16 protein-coding genes and 1 other RNA gene are annotated in these 17,402 nt (G+C 54.1%); 16 read left to right on the forward strand and 1 reads right to left on the reverse strand.

The window, feature by feature from the left end; all coding sequences use genetic code 11:
• Positions 1-90: 90 nt before the first annotated feature.
• Both B1748_RS30365 and B1748_RS30370 read left to right on the forward strand, forming a co-directional pair.
• Positions 91-2,073 carry an AraC family transcriptional regulator gene (locus B1748_RS30365; protein WP_256976042.1) on the forward strand — a complete coding sequence of 661 codons (1,983 nt, stop codon included), beginning with the start codon at positions 91-93 and terminating at the stop codon, positions 2,071-2,073.
• Positions 2,060-2,845, forward strand: a complete 786-nt coding sequence (locus B1748_RS30370) for a ferric iron reductase (RefSeq protein ID WP_087571715.1) — start codon at positions 2,060-2,062, stop codon at positions 2,843-2,845. Before B1748_RS30365 ends, B1748_RS30370 begins: the two co-directional genes overlap by 14 nt.
• A gap of 32 nt (positions 2,846-2,877) precedes the next feature.
• Here B1748_RS30370 and B1748_RS30375 read toward each other — a convergent pair whose 3' ends face one another.
• The gene (locus tag B1748_RS30375) at positions 2,878-4,017 is read right to left on the reverse strand and encodes a S8 family peptidase (protein ID WP_373271314.1); all 1,140 of its coding nucleotides are present in this window, start codon (positions 4,015-4,017) and stop codon (positions 2,878-2,880) included.
• A 482-nt stretch (positions 4,018-4,499) separates the two neighbouring features.
• On the opposite strand from B1748_RS30375, the gene rpoE reads away from it, so the two are divergent.
• From rpoE to B1748_RS30450, 14 genes are all read left to right on the forward strand, one after another.
• Complete coding sequence (gene rpoE, locus B1748_RS30380) at positions 4,500-5,066, forward strand: DNA-directed RNA polymerase subunit delta (RefSeq protein ID WP_087571716.1); 567 nt, start codon at positions 4,500-4,502, stop codon at positions 5,064-5,066.
• 371 nt (positions 5,067-5,437) lie between these two features.
• Positions 5,438-7,051: a CTP synthase gene (locus tag B1748_RS30385; protein WP_087571717.1), complete on the forward strand. Its 1,614-nt coding sequence runs from the start codon at positions 5,438-5,440 to the stop codon at positions 7,049-7,051.
• Between the two features lie 169 nt (positions 7,052-7,220).
• Entirely contained in the window at positions 7,221-7,619 is a 399-nt protein-coding gene (locus B1748_RS30390) for a response regulator (RefSeq protein WP_087571734.1), read from the forward strand.
• Positions 7,620-8,124: 505 nt separating this feature from the next.
• Complete coding sequence (locus B1748_RS30395) at positions 8,125-9,384, forward strand: UDP-N-acetylglucosamine 1-carboxyvinyltransferase (protein ID WP_087571718.1); 1,260 nt, start codon at positions 8,125-8,127, stop codon at positions 9,382-9,384.
• 65 nt (positions 9,385-9,449) lie between these two features.
• Positions 9,450-10,796, forward strand: coding sequence for a transcription termination factor Rho (gene rho, locus B1748_RS30400; RefSeq protein ID WP_087571719.1), 1,347 nt, complete (start codon positions 9,450-9,452; stop codon positions 10,794-10,796).
• Between the two features lie 31 nt (positions 10,797-10,827).
• Positions 10,828-12,102: a radical SAM family protein gene (locus B1748_RS30405; protein WP_087571720.1), complete on the forward strand. Its 1,275-nt coding sequence runs from the start codon at positions 10,828-10,830 to the stop codon at positions 12,100-12,102.
• Between the two features lie 149 nt (positions 12,103-12,251).
• Positions 12,252-12,449, forward strand: a complete 198-nt coding sequence (rpmE, locus tag B1748_RS30410) for a 50S ribosomal protein L31 (RefSeq protein ID WP_087571721.1) — start codon at positions 12,252-12,254, stop codon at positions 12,447-12,449.
• An 83-nt stretch (positions 12,450-12,532) separates the two neighbouring features.
• Positions 12,533-12,949 (forward strand): hypothetical protein, encoded by a 417-nt coding sequence (locus B1748_RS30415; RefSeq protein ID WP_087571722.1) that lies wholly within the window; start codon positions 12,533-12,535, stop codon positions 12,947-12,949.
• A 124-nt stretch (positions 12,950-13,073) separates the two neighbouring features.
• Positions 13,074-13,341, forward strand: an RNA gene (ffs, locus tag B1748_RS30420) — signal recognition particle sRNA large type.
• 244 nt (positions 13,342-13,585) lie between these two features.
• The gene (gene dnaX, locus B1748_RS30425) at positions 13,586-15,376 is read left to right on the forward strand and encodes a DNA polymerase III subunit gamma/tau (protein WP_087571735.1); all 1,791 of its coding nucleotides are present in this window, start codon (positions 13,586-13,588) and stop codon (positions 15,374-15,376) included.
• A gap of 27 nt (positions 15,377-15,403) precedes the next feature.
• Positions 15,404-15,715, forward strand: coding sequence for a YbaB/EbfC family nucleoid-associated protein (locus B1748_RS30430; protein WP_087571723.1), 312 nt, complete (start codon positions 15,404-15,406; stop codon positions 15,713-15,715).
• 77 nt (positions 15,716-15,792) lie between these two features.
• The gene (gene recR / locus B1748_RS30435) at positions 15,793-16,392 is read left to right on the forward strand and encodes a recombination mediator RecR (protein ID WP_087571724.1); all 600 of its coding nucleotides are present in this window, start codon (positions 15,793-15,795) and stop codon (positions 16,390-16,392) included.
• A 349-nt stretch (positions 16,393-16,741) separates the two neighbouring features.
• Positions 16,742-16,987, forward strand: a complete 246-nt coding sequence (locus B1748_RS30445; protein WP_087571726.1) for a DUF2508 family protein — start codon at positions 16,742-16,744, stop codon at positions 16,985-16,987.
• Complete coding sequence (locus B1748_RS30450) at positions 16,984-17,247, forward strand: pro-sigmaK processing inhibitor BofA family protein (RefSeq protein WP_087571727.1); 264 nt, start codon at positions 16,984-16,986, stop codon at positions 17,245-17,247. Before B1748_RS30445 ends, B1748_RS30450 begins: the two co-directional genes overlap by 4 nt.
• Positions 17,248-17,402 lie beyond the last annotated feature (155 nt).

Here is a 17,402-nt window from a genome sequence, read left to right on the forward strand (position 1 = left end):
GAATCGAATCGACTCGAATCGGATCCAACCCGAACGATCGAAACCGGTCGGGGGCGCGGCGAGTTAAACGAGTGGGAGAATGAGATGGTCATGGAGGGAAATAGAGGGATTTCGTTGGAGGATCATTTGAAGCTGTGGAATCATTCCGCGATCAGAGTGCTGGATATCAGGCGTTCCCGGATCGGGCCGGAAGAGAAGCGGGCTTCCTTTCGCATGCCCGCCAGCGGGTTCCTGCTGATTCATCAAGGGTGCGCGGATATTTATATCGACGAGCGCCGCCACTCGGTTCGGGGCGCTTACGCCTGCCACGCAGGCAAGGGCTCGCTGCTTGACATCGTTCAGGTCAGGGAGGCGGTGCAATACGATCTGATCTTTTACAAAGCGGCTCCCGCGCCGCCTCATCGCAAGGAATTGGCTGCTATTCTGAAGAAAAATAGTCCGTTCCAGTCTTCGTACGGCTTTGTGCCGGGGTATCCGCTGGCGCTGTATGCGAAGTCGGAGCAGATGCTGGGGCTGTGGCAAGCTCCCTCCGCCTTGGACCGGTTCCACGTCAGAGCCTTGTTCCATCAATTGGTGTACGAAATGCTGCGGCAAGTTCACGAGCAGGGAGGCACGGACGTGTGCCGGCCGGATCTTGTCGCCAGGGCCGTTCGTTATCTGAAAGACCATTACGCGGAGCCCTTCGGCCTCCAGGAGCTCGCAACCGTACTGGAAGCGGGGCCTCGACAATTGCAGCGGCAGTTCAAAAAGCGGCACCGGGTTGGCCCGATGGAGTATTTGATCGGGATCCGCATGGAGCAGGCTCAGGCGATGCTTACGGGGACGAAGGCAACGCTGCGCGAGATTGCGGAGGCGACGGGGTACTCCGACAGCTATTACTTCAGCCGCGCCTTCAAGAAGCATTACGGCATCTCTCCGCTCCAATGCCGCCGCTCCTGTCGCATAAGTGCATCCGGCTTGTCGCGAAATCCCATTGGAGAAGCGGCCAAACTCCCTTATAGTGAGGTTGATAGTGCGAATCATTATCAATATTCAAGCGGAGGAGAATGGCAAGTGATCAAACGTACGAAATCCATGCTGGCCGTTAGTCTAATTCTGAGTCTGGCCCTGATTCTGGGGGCATGCTCGGGCGGGAACGGCGGAGCGAGGTCCAATACGAACGAAGGAGCGTCCCCGACGTCCACGGCGTCCTCGACGGCCGCTCCCGGTCCGGCCCAAGCGGAGCAAGCCGGTTATCCCGTTACTATTAAGCATCTGAAGGATGACATCGTGCTGGAGCAGAAGCCAGAGCGCATCGCGGTTCTCGACACGAAGTTCGTCGATCAGTTGATCGCCCTGCAAGAACAGCCGGCGGGCAGCGTCACCGCGGCGGGCTCTTCGGAGGACTTCCCGGAATATCTGGCGGATCAGTTGGCGGACGTCAAAGTGCTGGGCACGCGCGACGAGCCGAATCTCGAGGCCATCGTGGCGATGGATCCCGATCTGATCATTATTACCGGCTTCCAGGAGAAAATCTATGACAGCGTCTCTAAGATCGCCCCGACGATCGTGCTCGACTTCGACGAGGACTGGAAGGACACATTGGTTACGTTCGGGAAGATCGTCGGCAAGGAACAGGCTGCCGCCGACGTGCTGAAGGCTTACCAAGAGAAGGTGTCCAGCCTCAAGGAGAAGCTGCAGGCCAAGATGAACGGGGAGAGCATCGCATTGCTAAGGCCTAGAGACGGCGGCATTCGAGTGCATACGCCGGATCATCGCACGGGTGCGATTCTATACGGGGACTTGGGATTGATCGCTCCGAAAGCGGTCACCGAGGTGGACGATACCGCTTATCAGATCGCGTTGGAGGCATTGCCCGGCGTTGGAGCCGACCATTACTTCCTGCTGACCGACGATATGTTCAAGGAAGAGGCCGAGGAGTACCAGAAGACGGAAACCTGGCAGTCGCTGGAGCCCGTTAAGCACAACCGGATATACAACGTCGACACGACGTTATGGATCGCTTACTACGGCCCGATCGCAATTAATATGATCGTGGATCAGGTGGGAGAAACGCTGCTTGGCGGCCACTAACGGAAGAACGTTTTTATCGCAGGAGGAACGGAGGGAGCTCCCTGGAGAATTCCGAATGATCGAGGATGGGGCCGATCTTCCTCCTTTGCTGGCGGACGTGCGGGTATCGGAGCTGCTGAACAAGGAGCTGTGCGGGGACTATCTGGATTGGCTGGGAAAGCATATCGGGGCTCTGTCCCGGAGAGTGACGGCTTCCATGCTGGCGAAGAGGTATGGCTACTTGCTAGTCGCGCCCGTGCTGCATGCGATGACCGGTTTCAATAAAGGGTTGATGCTGACGCCCATGCAATGCCGCCTGATCTCACCGGACTATAGCGGCTGCGCCGCGGGCAAGTCCAGCTTTCCCGAGCTGGCAGTGGAAGGCTTGACCGTGACGGTACCGTTGGCCGGGGAGCGGGAGAAGTGGAGAGAGGACGTGCTCTGCGGATTGTTCGCCGACCATGCGGCCCCTTTGTTCAAGACGCTGTCGGAGTGCGCTCGCGTGCCGATGGCGATTTTGTGGGAAAACGCCGCCGTGCGGATCGCTCCGCCTTACGAAGAGGAGGAGTTCGAGGGCCCGCATGCCGAGGAAGATTATGTCTATATGTCGAGCCCTTCGTCGGCATCCCTATTCGGCGAAAAACGTAATCCACTGGCTAAGTTCATGGGGGGTGCGGCGCGCGCTTCCGGGATTTATTCGGCCAGGCCGAGATTGACATGCTGCTTGTATTACGAGATGGCGCCCGAGTATTGCCGGAAGTGTCCCAAGGTCAAGTCGGCATCCGGCAATTGAAAAAGGAAAAAACGACAAGCCGCGCAAGAAGCTTATAGCTTCTCCGCGGCTTGCAGCATTCGGACGATGTCCAGCTCGCCGGTGCTGCTTCGCCGATTTTTGGCGTTGCGCAGCGGCTGCATGGAACGTTTCATGATGAGCTTAATCTCCGCCGGTGTCAGATGCGGGTAGAGTGACAGCAGCAGGGCTATGGCCCCGCTCACGTGAGAAGTTGCCATAGAGGTGCCGCTCATCTCATTATAGTTTCCTCTCAGCCATGCCGATGTGATTTTCTCGCCGGGAGCGTAGATATCGATATGCGCCCCCCGGTTGCTAAAGGGCGCGACCCTGCGGGAGCGGTTAGTGGCGCCTACGGAGATCGTCTGAGGATAACGGGCGGGATAGTCGACGGAGCGAAGCTTGCCGTCATTGCCGGAGGAAGCGACGATGATGACGCCGGAGTTGTAGGCGTTTGTTACAGCGCCTAGCAGCGCCTTGCTTCTGTTCTTCATCCCGAAGCTCATGTTGATGACGTCTATGCCATTGCGGACGCACCACTCGATGCCGAGTATAATATCGGAGACAAAGGCGCTTCCGTTGTGGTCGAACGCCTTGACCGGAGCAATCAGCGCACGCGGAGCCACGCCGATCATGCCATGCATGCCATTGGCCGCGGCGATCGTTCCCGCGATATGCGTGCCGTGTCCATTGTCGTCGTAAGGCATTTTGCTTCGATTTAGCAGGTTGATTCCCCGAAGCAGCGAATGTCGCAGATCGGGATGATTAAAGTCGATTCCGGTATCGATGACGCCAACCTTGACGCGATGTCCGGTCGTGACGCCCCATGCTTGCGGCGCCTTGATCTGTTGCACGCCCCATGGCATGCCGTTATCGAGCGCGAGCGACTTCTGAGAGGAGGGGTTGACGCTGATGAGGCAGTCCTTCTCCATCCAGATGTGTCCTCCAGAGCAATCAAGCACGGCTGAAGCTGGCAATTGGCAGACGATACCTCTAATGATGGGCAGGGGGCTTACGAGCTTGCGCAGCGGCCTAAGTTTGTCGTTTTGTGACAGCTGCCGCACGAACGTGCGATAATCGCTGTCATGCTTGAATCGGATAATGCGTTTTGTAGTTTCTGTGGAAGATATCGAACGCGATTGCTGCAGCGAACGAATGAATGCGGCGATATTCAATAGAGCTCCCCCTCCCGAAGGACGATGCTGCACTATTGTATGAAGGATGGAGCGGGACGGCATGAGCCACTTGCCTTTTTTCAAATAAATAGGCGTCAGACCGTGGCAAAATCCGCGTTCGCTCATAGGATGAATGAAGAGCTGGATACGCTCTTGCATCTCCGACGCGAGTCGGATGGATACAGTCAAAGCGAAGGGAGCTTCCCTTCGCTTTTTTGCCGTGACCGCTCAGATCCGGCATCTTCCGACATTTCCCGCACTGCCGCACGCAGGGTACTCGTCGAACGGCTGCCGGACGAGCTGCGCTCCGAGAACGGCCTGCACTTGATTTTTCGATTGAAATAGGTTTTACTATAGTTTGACTAATGCGTGCGAAGGAGAAAGGCCGCTCGGCTAGGAGCGGGCTCGGAAGCTTCGTCCGAGAATGCATAAGGTACGGCAACGTACATCATTCCAGAGCAAGTGAGAGAGGATGTGTCCATATGAGCGGCGGCAATATTACATTGAAGCTGGATCCTGAACGCGTGAAGGAAATGCCAATGGTCGACTTGGCGTTCGAGGTGCTCAAAGCGGCCAACACGCCATACTATTATCGCGATTTGATGATGGAGATCGCCAAGATTCGCGGTCTGTCCCAGGAAGGCATCAATCAATTTATCGCTCAGGTATATACGGAGATCAACATCGATGGAAGATTCGCTTGCGTCGGCAGCAATATGTGGGGACTCAAGCGCTGGTATCCGGTAGAGCGCTCCGAGGATCCGGTGGGCAACGCGAAGCGTACGCGCATCATTAACGACGACGACGATCTCGACGACGAGGATCTGTTCGCAGAAGAAGAAGAGGACGATTTCGCGGCTGAGGAAGAAGATTACGATGCCTACGACGAGGACTCCGAAGACTTCGAGGAGGCCGAAGAAGAGGCTGAGGTCGAAGAGGAGATCGACATCGAGGAAGAGGATCTGGAAGAAGGCGAAGACGAACTCGACGCCGAAGAAGACGAGGAAGAGGACTCCTTCGAAGACGAAGAAGACGACGACGATAAGTAATCGGAAGTCCGCCTAGTTTCGCTTGACATGTACTATTAAGCAGAGTACACTATTGCATGGGCTTCAGATTCGGTTAACCAATAATACGCATATGACATGCGATAAGAGAAAAGTGCCCCCGTAGCTACGGGTGTCACTTTTTTTGTTTGAATTCTAAGAATTTATAAGTTTTAGCCACTTATTTGGACTTAGAATTGTCGAAATGAAACGCGCCTGCGCCGACAAAAGACGGCGACAGCCGATTCATCTTGGATTCAATCGGATAGCATCATAGGCCTTGCGCGCTACATATTCATGGCGCATGTGCGACATAAGGCAGCGGATTTGGGTAAACTATTTATTAACATAGGAGCATGGAGGGTATCATCACAGTGACCAAATATATATTCGTAACCGGCGGCGTGGTCTCTTCCCTGGGCAAGGGAATCACCGCGGCATCGCTAGGCAGACTGCTCAAGAACAGAGGGCTTAAAGTTACTATCCAGAAGTTTGATCCTTACATCAACGTCGACCCGGGCACGATGAGCCCGTACCAGCACGGCGAAGTTTTCGTCACGGACGACGGCGCAGAGACGGACCTTGACCTCGGTCACTACGAACGGTTTATTGATATCAACCTGTCCAAGAACAGCAACGTCACCACGGGCAAAATCTATTCCAACGTGATTACCAAGGAACGCCGCGGCGATTATCTGGGTGGAACGGTGCAAGTCATCCCGCATATCACGAACGAAATCAAAGATCGCGTCTTCCGAGCGGGCAAGGAGCATGGCTCTGACGTTGTCATTACGGAGATCGGCGGTACGGTCGGCGATATCGAGAGCCTGCCTTTCCTGGAAGCGATTCGCCAGATCAAGAGCGATATCGGCCGGGACAACGTCATGTATATCCACGTCACGCTTATTCCTTACATTAAGGCAGCAGGCGAAGTAAAGACGAAGCCGACTCAGCACAGCGTGAAGGAATTGCGTAGCATCGGGATCCAACCGAACGTAATCGTCTGCCGCACGGAGTATCCTCTTGCCGAAGACATGAAGCGCAAAATCGGCTTGTTCTGCGACATCGACGAAAATGCGGTCATTGAATGCCGCGACGCGTCGACCTTGTACGAGGTACCTCTCATGCTTCGCGAGCAAGGACTCGACGAGTTCGTCGTAAACCATCTAAAGCTGCAGACCGAGCAGCCCGACATGCGCGAATGGGAGAGCCTTGTCGCCCGAGTGAAGTCGTTGCATCACACAACGGAGATCGCAATCGTCGGCAAATACGTTGCCCTGCATGATGCCTATCTTAGCATCGTGGAATCGCTTGGACATGCCGGCATCTCCGCGGACTCCGAAGTGAAGATCCGCTGGGTCGATGCCGAGCAGCTGACCGACGATACCGTCGCGGACGCACTGCAAGGCATACACGGCATTCTGGTGCCGGGCGGCTTCGGCGATCGCGGCATCGAAGGCAAGATTTGCGCCATCAAGTACGCGCGCGAAGCGAAGATTCCTTTCTTCGGCATCTGCCTCGGGATGCAAGTCGCCGTTATCGAGTACGCTCGCAACGTGGCTGGTCTTGCGGGAGCCAACAGCTCGGAGATTAATTCCTCTACGCCGTATCCGGTTATCGATCTGCTTCCAGACCAGAAGGATATCGAGGATTTGGGCGGTACGATGCGCCTTGGCCTGTATCCGTGCAAGATCGCATCCGAGACGATCGCGATTCGCGAATACGGGGACGAGCTGGTGTACGAACGCCACCGTCATCGGTATGAGTTCAATAATGAATACAGGGAAGTCATTGAGTCCGCGGGACTGATCATTTCCGGCACTTCCCCGGACGGACGCCTGGTAGAGATGGTCGAGCTCAAGGATCACCCTTGGTTCCTTGCGGTACAATTTCATCCGGAATTTACGTCCAGACCGAATCGCCCGCAGCCGCTGTTTAGAGGGTTCGTGCAATCGGCACTATCGTATTCGGAGCGTTTGGCGCGCTAATTAGCGAGAAGTTGACACATTGTTGTCATCCTTCCTTCCATCCAGTAATTTTTTGTATGCCATAGCAGGATAATCCCTTCTCTCTCTCGAATAGATATAAAAAATTGACGGAGCAGTCTCTTATCGTTTGATGAAGATTACGACGTTCATTCTCGGGGAGTTGAGGAGCTTGGATAAGAAGAAGGTATTGATTGTCGACGATCAGAACGGAATTCGGGTCTTGTTGTTAGAAGTGTTCAGCAGCGAAGGCTATAATACGTTTCAAGCTGCGAACGGCAAGATCGCCTTGGAGATCGTGCGACGCGATTCACCGGATTTGGTATTGCTCGATATGAAGATTCCGGGCATGGATGGCTTGGAGATCCTAAAGCATATCAAAACGATCGATCCTTCCATCAAGGTCATTATGATGACGGCTTACGGCGAACTCGATATGATTAAGGAAGCGACGGATCTCGGCGCGCTGATGCACTTCACCAAGCCGTTCGATATCGACGAGATGAGAATGGAAGTGAATCGCCATCTGCAGGGAGGCAGCTCGTCGGACCGGTTCGCTGTAGGTTCTTAATGAAGCAAGGTGAAACGGCTGTCGCCGTCCCGCGGCAGTGCGGCTCGTTTCATTCCGGGAAATATAGAGAAAGTAGGGCTAGATCATAGGCTTTCCTGTATTTTGAAGAAGGAAGCATCGCATGCGCGGCGCGCGGCGTTGCTTCTTTTTGCTATTCCGGAAAGGAAAGAGACCTTACCATTTGGCTCTTCGGTGTGATATAATAGCTCAGAGTGACCGCCTGAACAATGCCGACAGGACGAGCCTTCAAGCTCCAAGCCTTATGGCTGCGGCGGTTTTTTGAAATACAGGATTGTATAGATTTACTTCATACTTGACCTCTATTTCTCGGATATTACACCGCCGAAAGACGGCAACAGCCGTTTTACCTTGTCCCAATTAGATTAGAATTTTAACAGAAAATGTGGCGTCCTCTGACAAGGGCGCCGCAATTCTTTCTGCCTGTCAATCATTAAAGCTGCTAGTATTGCTGCCTTCTAAGCTTAAGAGGAGGAACCTACTTTTCATGGAGAAATTGATGATTCGCGGAGGTCGACCGCTGCGCGGCACGGTTCAGATCAGTGGAGCCAAGAACAGCGCGGTCGCTCTTGTTCCTGCTGCAATATTGGCGGAATCGGAAGTTGTATTAGACAATTTGCCTGAGATTAGCGATGTTGCGGTTTATAGCGACATCCTGCGAGAACTTGGCGCGACGGTTACTCGCGATGGGGATACGATGCGAATCGATCCTTCAGAGCTTATTGCAAGACCAATGCCAAACGGCAAGGTCAAGCTGCTTAGAGCCTCGTATTATTTGATGGGCGCCATGTTAGGCCGATTTGGAGAAGCGATTATAGGCTTGCCCGGAGGCTGTAATTTCGAGCCTCGTCCCATAGACCAGCATATTAAAGGTTTCGAAGCGCTGGGCGCTACCGTAACCAATGAGCATGGATCCATCCATATTAAGGCCGCGCAGCTGCGCGGAGCCAAGATCTACCTGGACGTTGCAAGCGTTGGAGCGACGATTAACATTATGCTTGCGGCCTCTCGGGCCCAAGGATCCACCATTATCGAAAATGCCGCAAAAGAGCCTGAAATCATAGATGTAGCTACTTTGTTGAACGCCATGGGAGCAAATGTGAAAGGTGCCGGAACGGAGACGATTCGTATCGAAGGTGTCAGAAAACTTCACGGCTGCCGGCATTCCATCATTCCCGACCGCATTCAAGCGGGAACTTATATGATTGCGGCCGCAGCAACGCGCGGCGACGTACTTATAGATAATGTTATTCCCAAGCATATGGAAGCCATGACGGCCAAGCTTGAGGAGATGGGCGTGCAGGTCGTCGAGATGGACGAATCCATTCGCATTATCGGCTCTCCGGAATACACGGCCATCGATGTGAAAGCGCTGGTTTATCCGGGCTTCGCAACCGATCTGCAATCGCCGATGACAACGCTTCTTACGCAGGCGAAAGGCGTCAGCATTCTGACGGACTACGTTTACGGAACGAGGTTCAAGCATGTGCCGGAGCTTACGCGCATGGGGGCCAATATCCGCGTGGAAGGACGATCCGCCATTATCGAAGGCGGCAAGCTCAATGCGGCCAAGGTAAAGGCGGCGGATTTGCGGGCTGGAGCGGCGTTGGTTGTAGCGGCATTGACCGTGGAGGATGGCGTAACCGAAATTACCGGCGTAGAGTACATCGACCGGGGGTACGATCATCTGGTGGAGAATTTGACCAGGCTGGGTGCGGAAGTATGGCGAGAGAACAGTTCGGAATAAATTAGGTAAAAACTGGTAATGATGAATTAAAAGGTTTTCAACAATTCGAATAAAGTGGTGAGAATATGTCGGATCTTCAGATTGCGGATCTGGAAGAGATGAAGTTGACGGAGCTTTATAAGCTCGCCAAGCAATATCAAATTGCTTATTACGGTCAACTCAAGAAGAAGGAACTTATATTCGCCATCCTCCGGGCGCAAGCGGAGAAGAGCGGACTCATGTTTATGGAAGGCGTATTGGACGTCCTGCAAGAAGGATTCGGATTTCTGCGTCCCATCAACTATTTGCCCAGCAAGGAAGACATTTATATTTCGGCATCCCAGATCCGCAGGTTTGATCTGAGAAGCGGCGATCTTGTTTCCGGCAAGTGCCGGCCTCCAAAGGAGAACGAACGATATTTCGGCTTGCTCCAAGTAAATGCCGTTAATGGAGAGAACCCTGAAACGGCGGCAGAACGACTCCATTTTCCTGCTCTTACTCCTCTATATCCCGAGAAGAAATTAGTGCTCGAAACCTCTAAGTCGAAGTTATCCACCCGTATGATGGACCTGTTAGCCCCTGTCGGACTTGGCCAAAGGGGACTTATCGTCGCTCCGCCAAAGGCCGGCAAGACGCTGCTTCTGAAGGAGATCGCCAACAGCATCTCCGAGAATCGCCCTGATATTGAGCTGTTCGTGCTGCTCATCGACGAGCGTCCGGAGGAAGTGACCGATATGCAGCGTTCGGTAAAAGGCGAAGTTGTCGCGTCGACGTTCGATGAACTTCCGGAGAATCACATCAAGGTTGCCGAGCTTGTGCTCGAGCGCGCGCTTCGATTGGTCGAACATAAGAAGGACGTCGTCATTCTTTTGGACAGCATCACGCGCCTTGCGCGTGCTTACAACCTTGTTATCCCGCCATCCGGCCGCACATTGAGCGGCGGTATCGATCCGGCTGCCTTCCACCGTCCAAAGCGTTTCTTCGGCTCGGCGCGCAACGTGGAGGAAGGCGGAAGCCTGACGATTCTGGCGACGGCCTTGATCGAGACGGGCTCGCGTATGGACGACATCATTTATGAAGAGTTTAAGGGTACGGGCAATATGGAGCTGCATCTGGATCGCAAGCTGGCGGAACGCCGAATCTTCCCGGCGCTGGATATGCGCAGATCGGGTACTCGGCGGGAAGAAATGCTGTTGACCAAGGAAGAGCTCGATAAGATATGGGCCATCCGCAAAACGATGAGCGACTCGCCGGACTTCGTCGATAATTTCCTCAAAAAGCTGAAGGACTCCGACAACAACGAACAGTTCCTTATGTCGCTGGATACGACGGCCGAGCCGTCCAGGAACGACAGACCGCCGGCGAAGAGCCCAGCATCCTCGTCGACATCCGCAGGCCGCAGACCCGTAGCGCGTTCGACGCAGGGGTCATAGGAGGCCGCAGCCCGGCTGGAAGGAGGACATCATGAATCTCGTATATGCGGACGAACACGGCAATGTGTTCGACCATCCCGATTTTTACGGTCTCGGACGCAGCGGCGACATGGTCGTCGAGATGATGGAGGAGGAACTCATTCCTCTCCCGGAAGGAGCGACGCTGGTCAGCTTGCCGTTTACGCGTCCCGTCGGCCTCGACCCGGACAGCGGAGAGATGCAAGTATTGACCGGCGGCGCCCAAGCTGTCGGCGCGTTGCTGCCCCAAGGTTATACGCGGCTATGCCTGCCCGGCTACGTGAAGGCGGACAAAAACGAGAAGCTGCCGCTCTTCGGCTACACGGCCGTTGTCTGGAAGGACGGCGGTTTCCATGTTGCAGCCGAGCAATGCGACGATCCGGAGCGGTGGGATCCGCTGAACTGCGATCGTCAAGAGCTTGGCGTGCAAGTGGAGCGGCTGCTGCAGAAGTATCCGGACAATCGTCTGTACAAACACTTGTCCAACTGCGCGCTCGGTTATGAGTGTCTAACGGCATCCAATACGTTTCTAAATCGTTGGGAGGGCGCCGTGCCCGTTTCCTATTCGTGCAATGCCGGCTGCTTCGGCTGCATCTCGGAGCAGCCGGACGACAGCGGTTTTCTGGCTCCTCAGACCAGGATGAACTTCAAGCCGACGGTGGACGAAGTCGTAGACATCATGCTGGAGCATCTTCGCGAGCCGGAGTCTATTATCAGCTTCGGCCAAGGCTGCGAAGGGGAGCCGTCCACGCAAGTAAAGATTATCGTGGAAGCGATGAGACGGGTGCGCGCGGTAACCTCGAACGGTTACATCAATATTAATACCAACGCAGGACTAACCGATTTCATTCGCGCCATTGTGGACTCCGGTCTGGATTTGATGCGCGTCAGTACGATCAGCGCGCTCGACGATCATTATAATGCGTATTACAAGCCGCGCGGCTATACGCTGCAAAATGTCGAGAAGTCGCTCAGATACGCTACCGACAAGGGCGTGTATACGTCCATCAACTATTTGATCTTCCCCGGGGTGACGGACCGCGAGGAAGAGATTGAGGCCATGATCGGCTTCGCGAAACGCACGGGGCTCAAGCTGATCCAAATGCGGAATCTCAATATCGATCCCGAGAGCTACCTTGAGCTTATCCCCAAGGCGCAAGGAGAAATTTATGGAATGAAGACGATGCTCGAGATTTTCCGGGAAGAATTGCCGGATGTCGTCATCGGCTCCTACACGCATGTGCCGCCTGTCGAGCTTCGCCGTCCAAAAAATGTGTTAATCCCGTAGTTCTATAAATGCGTGGAACGACCACTGTAAGGAATTGTAGCCATACAGTGGTTAATCGTTGCATGGAGAGCCGCGTCGTGCTATAATCCACATTGTGTGATTTATACTCTGGGCCCGCATGTGGCTCAGGGCAGAAAGAGGTGAACGAGATGAAACAAGGTATTCATCCGACATACCACGTCGTTACAGCAACTTGCGCTTGCGGCAATACGTTCGAGACTGGTTCCATTAAACCGACTCTTCGCGTAGAGATTTGCTCCGCATGCCACCCGTTCTTTACGGGTAAGCAGAAGTTCCTGGATGCCGGCGGCCGCGTCGACCGTTTCAAGAAGAAATACGGCATTTAATTCCTATCGCCAATTCGGCCTTTATTTGGCAGAATACAAGGACCTCCCTCAGCCATCCTATGGTTATAAGGGAGGTTTTTTTAATGGACAAATTGGATAGGCATACGGGGTCCGGAACGGCTCTGCATAGATGGATGCTTGCCGGCTTGATCGGCGCGGCGCTGTTGCTTGGAGCGGGGTGCTCCGGCGCGGAACCGGGAACAGAAAAGGGCTACGGCCATGACGGATATATGGGTTATTCCAATAGCAACCCAAGCTTGATGAACCGCAATACGACGCTCCTGTACGAAAAGGATACCCGGATGATCGAGCAAGTGCTGAAGCCGGTTGCCGGCATCCGTTCCACGCGGGTCAGCTTTAACGGCAGCGAGCTGCATGTCCAGCTGACGGCAGATCCGGAAATGACGGATGCGCAGCTGGAGAAGCTGCGCGCGCGGGCCCAAGCGATCGTACAGACGAATATGCCGAGATACGAAGTGCATGTAAAAGCGAGTCGTTGAGGGGCTTGTATACGCGACATTCCAAAACGCGCATACGAAGATCGTCTAGTTGAAGTCTAAACAGGACGTTGTAAATTTCGCCATCGGTTGCGCTTTGTCCCGGAATGTACTATACTTGTTTTTGCCGTGCTAGACGGGGAGGTAGCGGTGCCCTGTAACTCGCAATCCGCTGTAGCGAGGTTGAATTCCTGTCTGAGGTTATACTGATGTGAGGCTTGGCGCTTGCAAGCAGTGTTGACAGTCGGGTCCTCCGCAATGGACGCTTGTGAACCCGGTCAGGTCCGGAAGGAAGCAGCCGTAAGCAAGTTAGTTCATGTGCCGGGGGAGTGCCTGACTCGAGCTGTGTAGCAAGAATGCCGCTTGGGTCGTATATATCGGGGGCAGGTGCACGGTTCTGCCTAATCAATAAGGGCTTGGATGCCCTGAACAAATGCCCGCAGTTGCCGGTTCCGGCAATTGCGGGCATTTTTGGCTAAAAAAGCGCAGAGCCGGCTAAGCGGCTTATTTGCACGTCAACACGGACAAGCAGATGTTTGCCATTCCGGTATACTCTGGCAAGCTTTGGTTAGCGCTTACGCTTCCCTCTGCAATGTAGTATAATAAGGGAATCTGATGCAACCGGAAGGGAAGAGCCGCGTGACACATATCGCTTTATATCGTGCCTGGCGTCCTCAGACGTTCCAGGACATGGTTGGACAACAACATATTATACAGACGCTGCAGAATGCCATTCGCGAGGATCGGGTATCTCATGCGTATCTGTTTAACGGACCTAGAGGGACCGGCAAGACGACCACGGCCAAAGTGCTGGCCAAGGCGGTAAACTGCGAGCATGGGCCAACCGTGGAGCCATGTAATGAATGCGACGCTTGCAAAGGCATAACGGCAGGACATATTATGGATGTGATCGAGATCGACGCGGCATCCAACCGCGGCATCGACGAGATCCGTGACATACGCGATAAAGTCAGGTATGCCCCTTCCGAGGTTCGATACAAGGTGTACATCATCGACGAGGTGCACATGTTGACCTCCGAAGCGTTTAATGCGCTGCTCAAGACGCTGGAAGAACCGCCGGGACATGTCATCTTTATCTTGGCGACGACGGAGCCTCACAAGCTTCCGGCTACGATCATATCCAGATGTCAGCGGTTCGACTTCCGCCAAGTGTCGCTTCAAGAGCAGACGGGACGATTGCTGCAGATATGCTCGGAAGAAGGTATCGAAGCCGACGAAGATGCGATCGCTTATATAGCGCGATTATCGGAAGGCGGCATGCGGGATGCCATCAGCTTATTGGAGCAGGTTGCCGCGTTCGGCGACTCGCGCATTACGCTGGAGGCAGCCGTCGATGTGACGGGCGGGCTGGCGTCCGAGCAATTCTATCAGCTCGCACAAGCCGTGCAAGAGCGAAATGCCGCGGCTATTATGCCGCTGGTCGAAGGCCTTACGGTGGCCGGCAAGAGTCCGGACAAGTGCCTGGAGAATTTGATTTATTATTTCCGCGACCTGCTGGTCCTTAAGCTGGCGCCGAACAGCGGAGCCGCCACCGAGCGAATCGTGGATCGCGACAAGTTCCAGGGAATGGCCGAGGCTTATTCGCCTGAACGGTTGTTCGCGATGATCGATACGCTTAACAAGTATCAGATGGAGCTTAGGCACGCCGCGCAGCCGCAGACCGTATTCGAGGTTGCCTTGCTCAAGCTGTGTACGCTTGACGAAGGGGCAAAGGTTTCGGCTGGGAGCGGCGGCGCTCCCCCGCCTTCCGGAGGCGGGGCGAGCTCGTCCGAGGTGCAGGCCATGCGACAGCAGATCGCTGCGCTGGAACGCAAGCTGGAAGGACTGCTCAGCGGAGGGGCAGCCATTGCAGCGGCGGGAGAAGCATCCGGACGCGGGGGACAGGGAGCAGCGGCGACGCGATCCCCTTCCCGCGGAGCCTTCGGCGGCGGAAGCGGCATCGCTCGCGCCAAGGTGAAGCTCGACGCTTATCTCGCTTCCGCCGGCAGTCCCGAATCGGGAGCGGCCCGCATGAAGTGGGGCGACGTGCTGCAGCGGGTCAAGGAAGAGAAGGTGACGCTGCATGCCTGGCTCAAGGACGGGGAGCTCGTATCCTTGTCGGAGAGCAACCTGCTTCTTGCCTTCAAAAATGAAATTCATAGAGAAACGACCGAGAAGCCGAACCACCGCGAAATCATTGAACGAATTGCCGGAGAGGTGCTCGGGAAGCCGTATGGTCTTGTGACCGTGATGCAGAAGGATTGGCAGACGGGACTGGATGGCGCCGGGGAGTCTCCTTCCCAAGATTCGGGAGATTTCGCATTGGAGCATGAGGCGGTAGACGCCCCTCCTCCCAAGAGGGCAGAATGGATCGAGGAAGCCGTGAAGCTCTTCGGAGAAGATTTGGTTGTTGTGAAGGATAAGACTTAATTATACTAATTAACGAGGTGACTACTAATGAACAATATGAATCAAATGATGAAGCAAGTGAAGAAGATGCAAGAGCAGATGATGAAGGCGCAAGAGGAGCTCGAAACCAAAGTCGTTGAAGGTTCGGCGGGCGGCGGCGTCGTGTCGGTTGAAGTGAGCGGACACAAGAAAGTGCTTAGCATTGTTATTAAGCCGGAAGCGGTAGATCCGGATGATGTCGAAATGCTTCAAGATCTTGTGTTGACGGCCGTCAATGACGCCCTTACGAAAGCGGATGAGCTGGCGAACAAGGATATGGGCAAATTTACGGGCGGCATGAAAATCCCCGGCTTGTTCTAATAGAGCAGCCGCTCGGGTAACGAACGGCTCCGAATATGGTTATGGCTGGTTGAAGGGCTGAAAGGAGCTGCACTTTTTTGTATTACCCGGAACCGATAGCGAAGCTGATTGATGCCTTTACCCGTCTCCCGGGCGTTGGCCCCAAAACGGCGGCAAGACTCGCGTTCCATGTGCTGCGGATGAAGGAAGATGATGTGATCGATTTCGCCAAAGCGCTGGTCAGCGTGAAGAGGAATTTGTTCTATTGCTCGGTCTGCTGCAATATTACCGATACCGATCCTTGCAGGATATGCCAGGATAAGTCCCGTGACGGCTCTGTCATTTGCGTTGTTCAGGAGTCGAAGGATCTGGTCGCGATGGAGCGGATGAAGGAATTCGACGGCTATTATCACGTCCTTCAGGGCGCGATTTCCCCAATGGAAGGCATTGGACCTGACGAGATACGCATCGCTGAGCTGCTCCGTCGATTGAGCGACGAGCGCGTTCAGGAGTTGATCCTTGCGACGAATCCCAATATTGAGGGAGAAGCGACGGCGATGTATTTGTCCCGGCTGGTGAAGCCATTTGGCATCAAGGTCACAAGAATCGCCCATGGTTTGCCTGTGGGCGGCGACCTGGAATATGCGGATGAGGTGACATTGTCCAAGGCTCTGGAAGGTCGGAGAGAGCTTAGTTGATCGGAGCGATAGCTCCGCCTATAGCAAAAATGAACCGTTCTAGCTGCGCAATATGCGTGGTTGGGGCGGTTTTTTATTTAGGAAATGATGCAACTCCAACCGAATCTAACGGACATGAGGAACGCTGCTTGGTCTTTTAATGAAGCCAATTGGCGCTTTAAAGATGCCAATAAGGTCGACTATGAGGTCCGCCGATTCTTTGTGTGCGAAACTGGCAATGTAGCTGCAATCAATCACCCAGACTACACCATCCATGGACGGTTGGACGCCCAGGCGGTTCTAATTCGGCGTACAAGCTTATACACATAAGAGGAAGCAGTATAAGAGCTTGGACAAGGCGGGTGAGGGCATGGGACGACTGAGCGAGGAAGAAAAAGACGAGCTGTCGAAGAAGCTGGCGCTCAAGCAGGAGATTAAGGAAACGTTGACGGAATGGGAGAACGCGAACAGGTTCTTTCATTACGCGGTAGGCAAGGAACAAGTGGATTATGCCATCTATAACATCATAACTGCGGAGAAGCGATACGATATGCTGCTGGGCAAGGCGAAGCAAATGCAGGGTCCATGGCCCAAGTGGGAGGGGATTGTAAAATGAAAACGGTATGGGCGGCAATGCTGATCGGCTCGTCGGCGCTATTAATCTGGATACTCATTCGCAACAAAATGCCATTCAGCTGGCTTAAGGGATTTGCTCTGCATCTGATCGCGGCGGCTGGCGTGCTCTATATATTGAATTACAGTGGATGGATTGCCGATATGTACATCCCGCTCAATCCCATTACGATAGGGACGGTGTTCGTGCTCGGCGTTCCGGGAATTGCGCTGCTGACAGGACTGCAGATGACTGTAATGTAACTAAATGTATGATTCGAAGTTGACGTTATACAGCTCGATATGATACATTGATTTTCGCGCCTGACAAAGAGGAATAAACGTTTTAAAAAGTTTTTTTGAAAAAGGACTTGCATTCCTCTGGGTGGCTGTGATATATTATTTCTTGTCGCCGCGAG

Origin of the sequence: Paenibacillus sp. MY03, from assembly GCF_002165585.1 — a bacterium.
Taxonomy (GTDB): Bacteria; Bacillota; Bacilli; order Paenibacillales; family Paenibacillaceae; genus Pristimantibacillus; species Pristimantibacillus agaridevorans.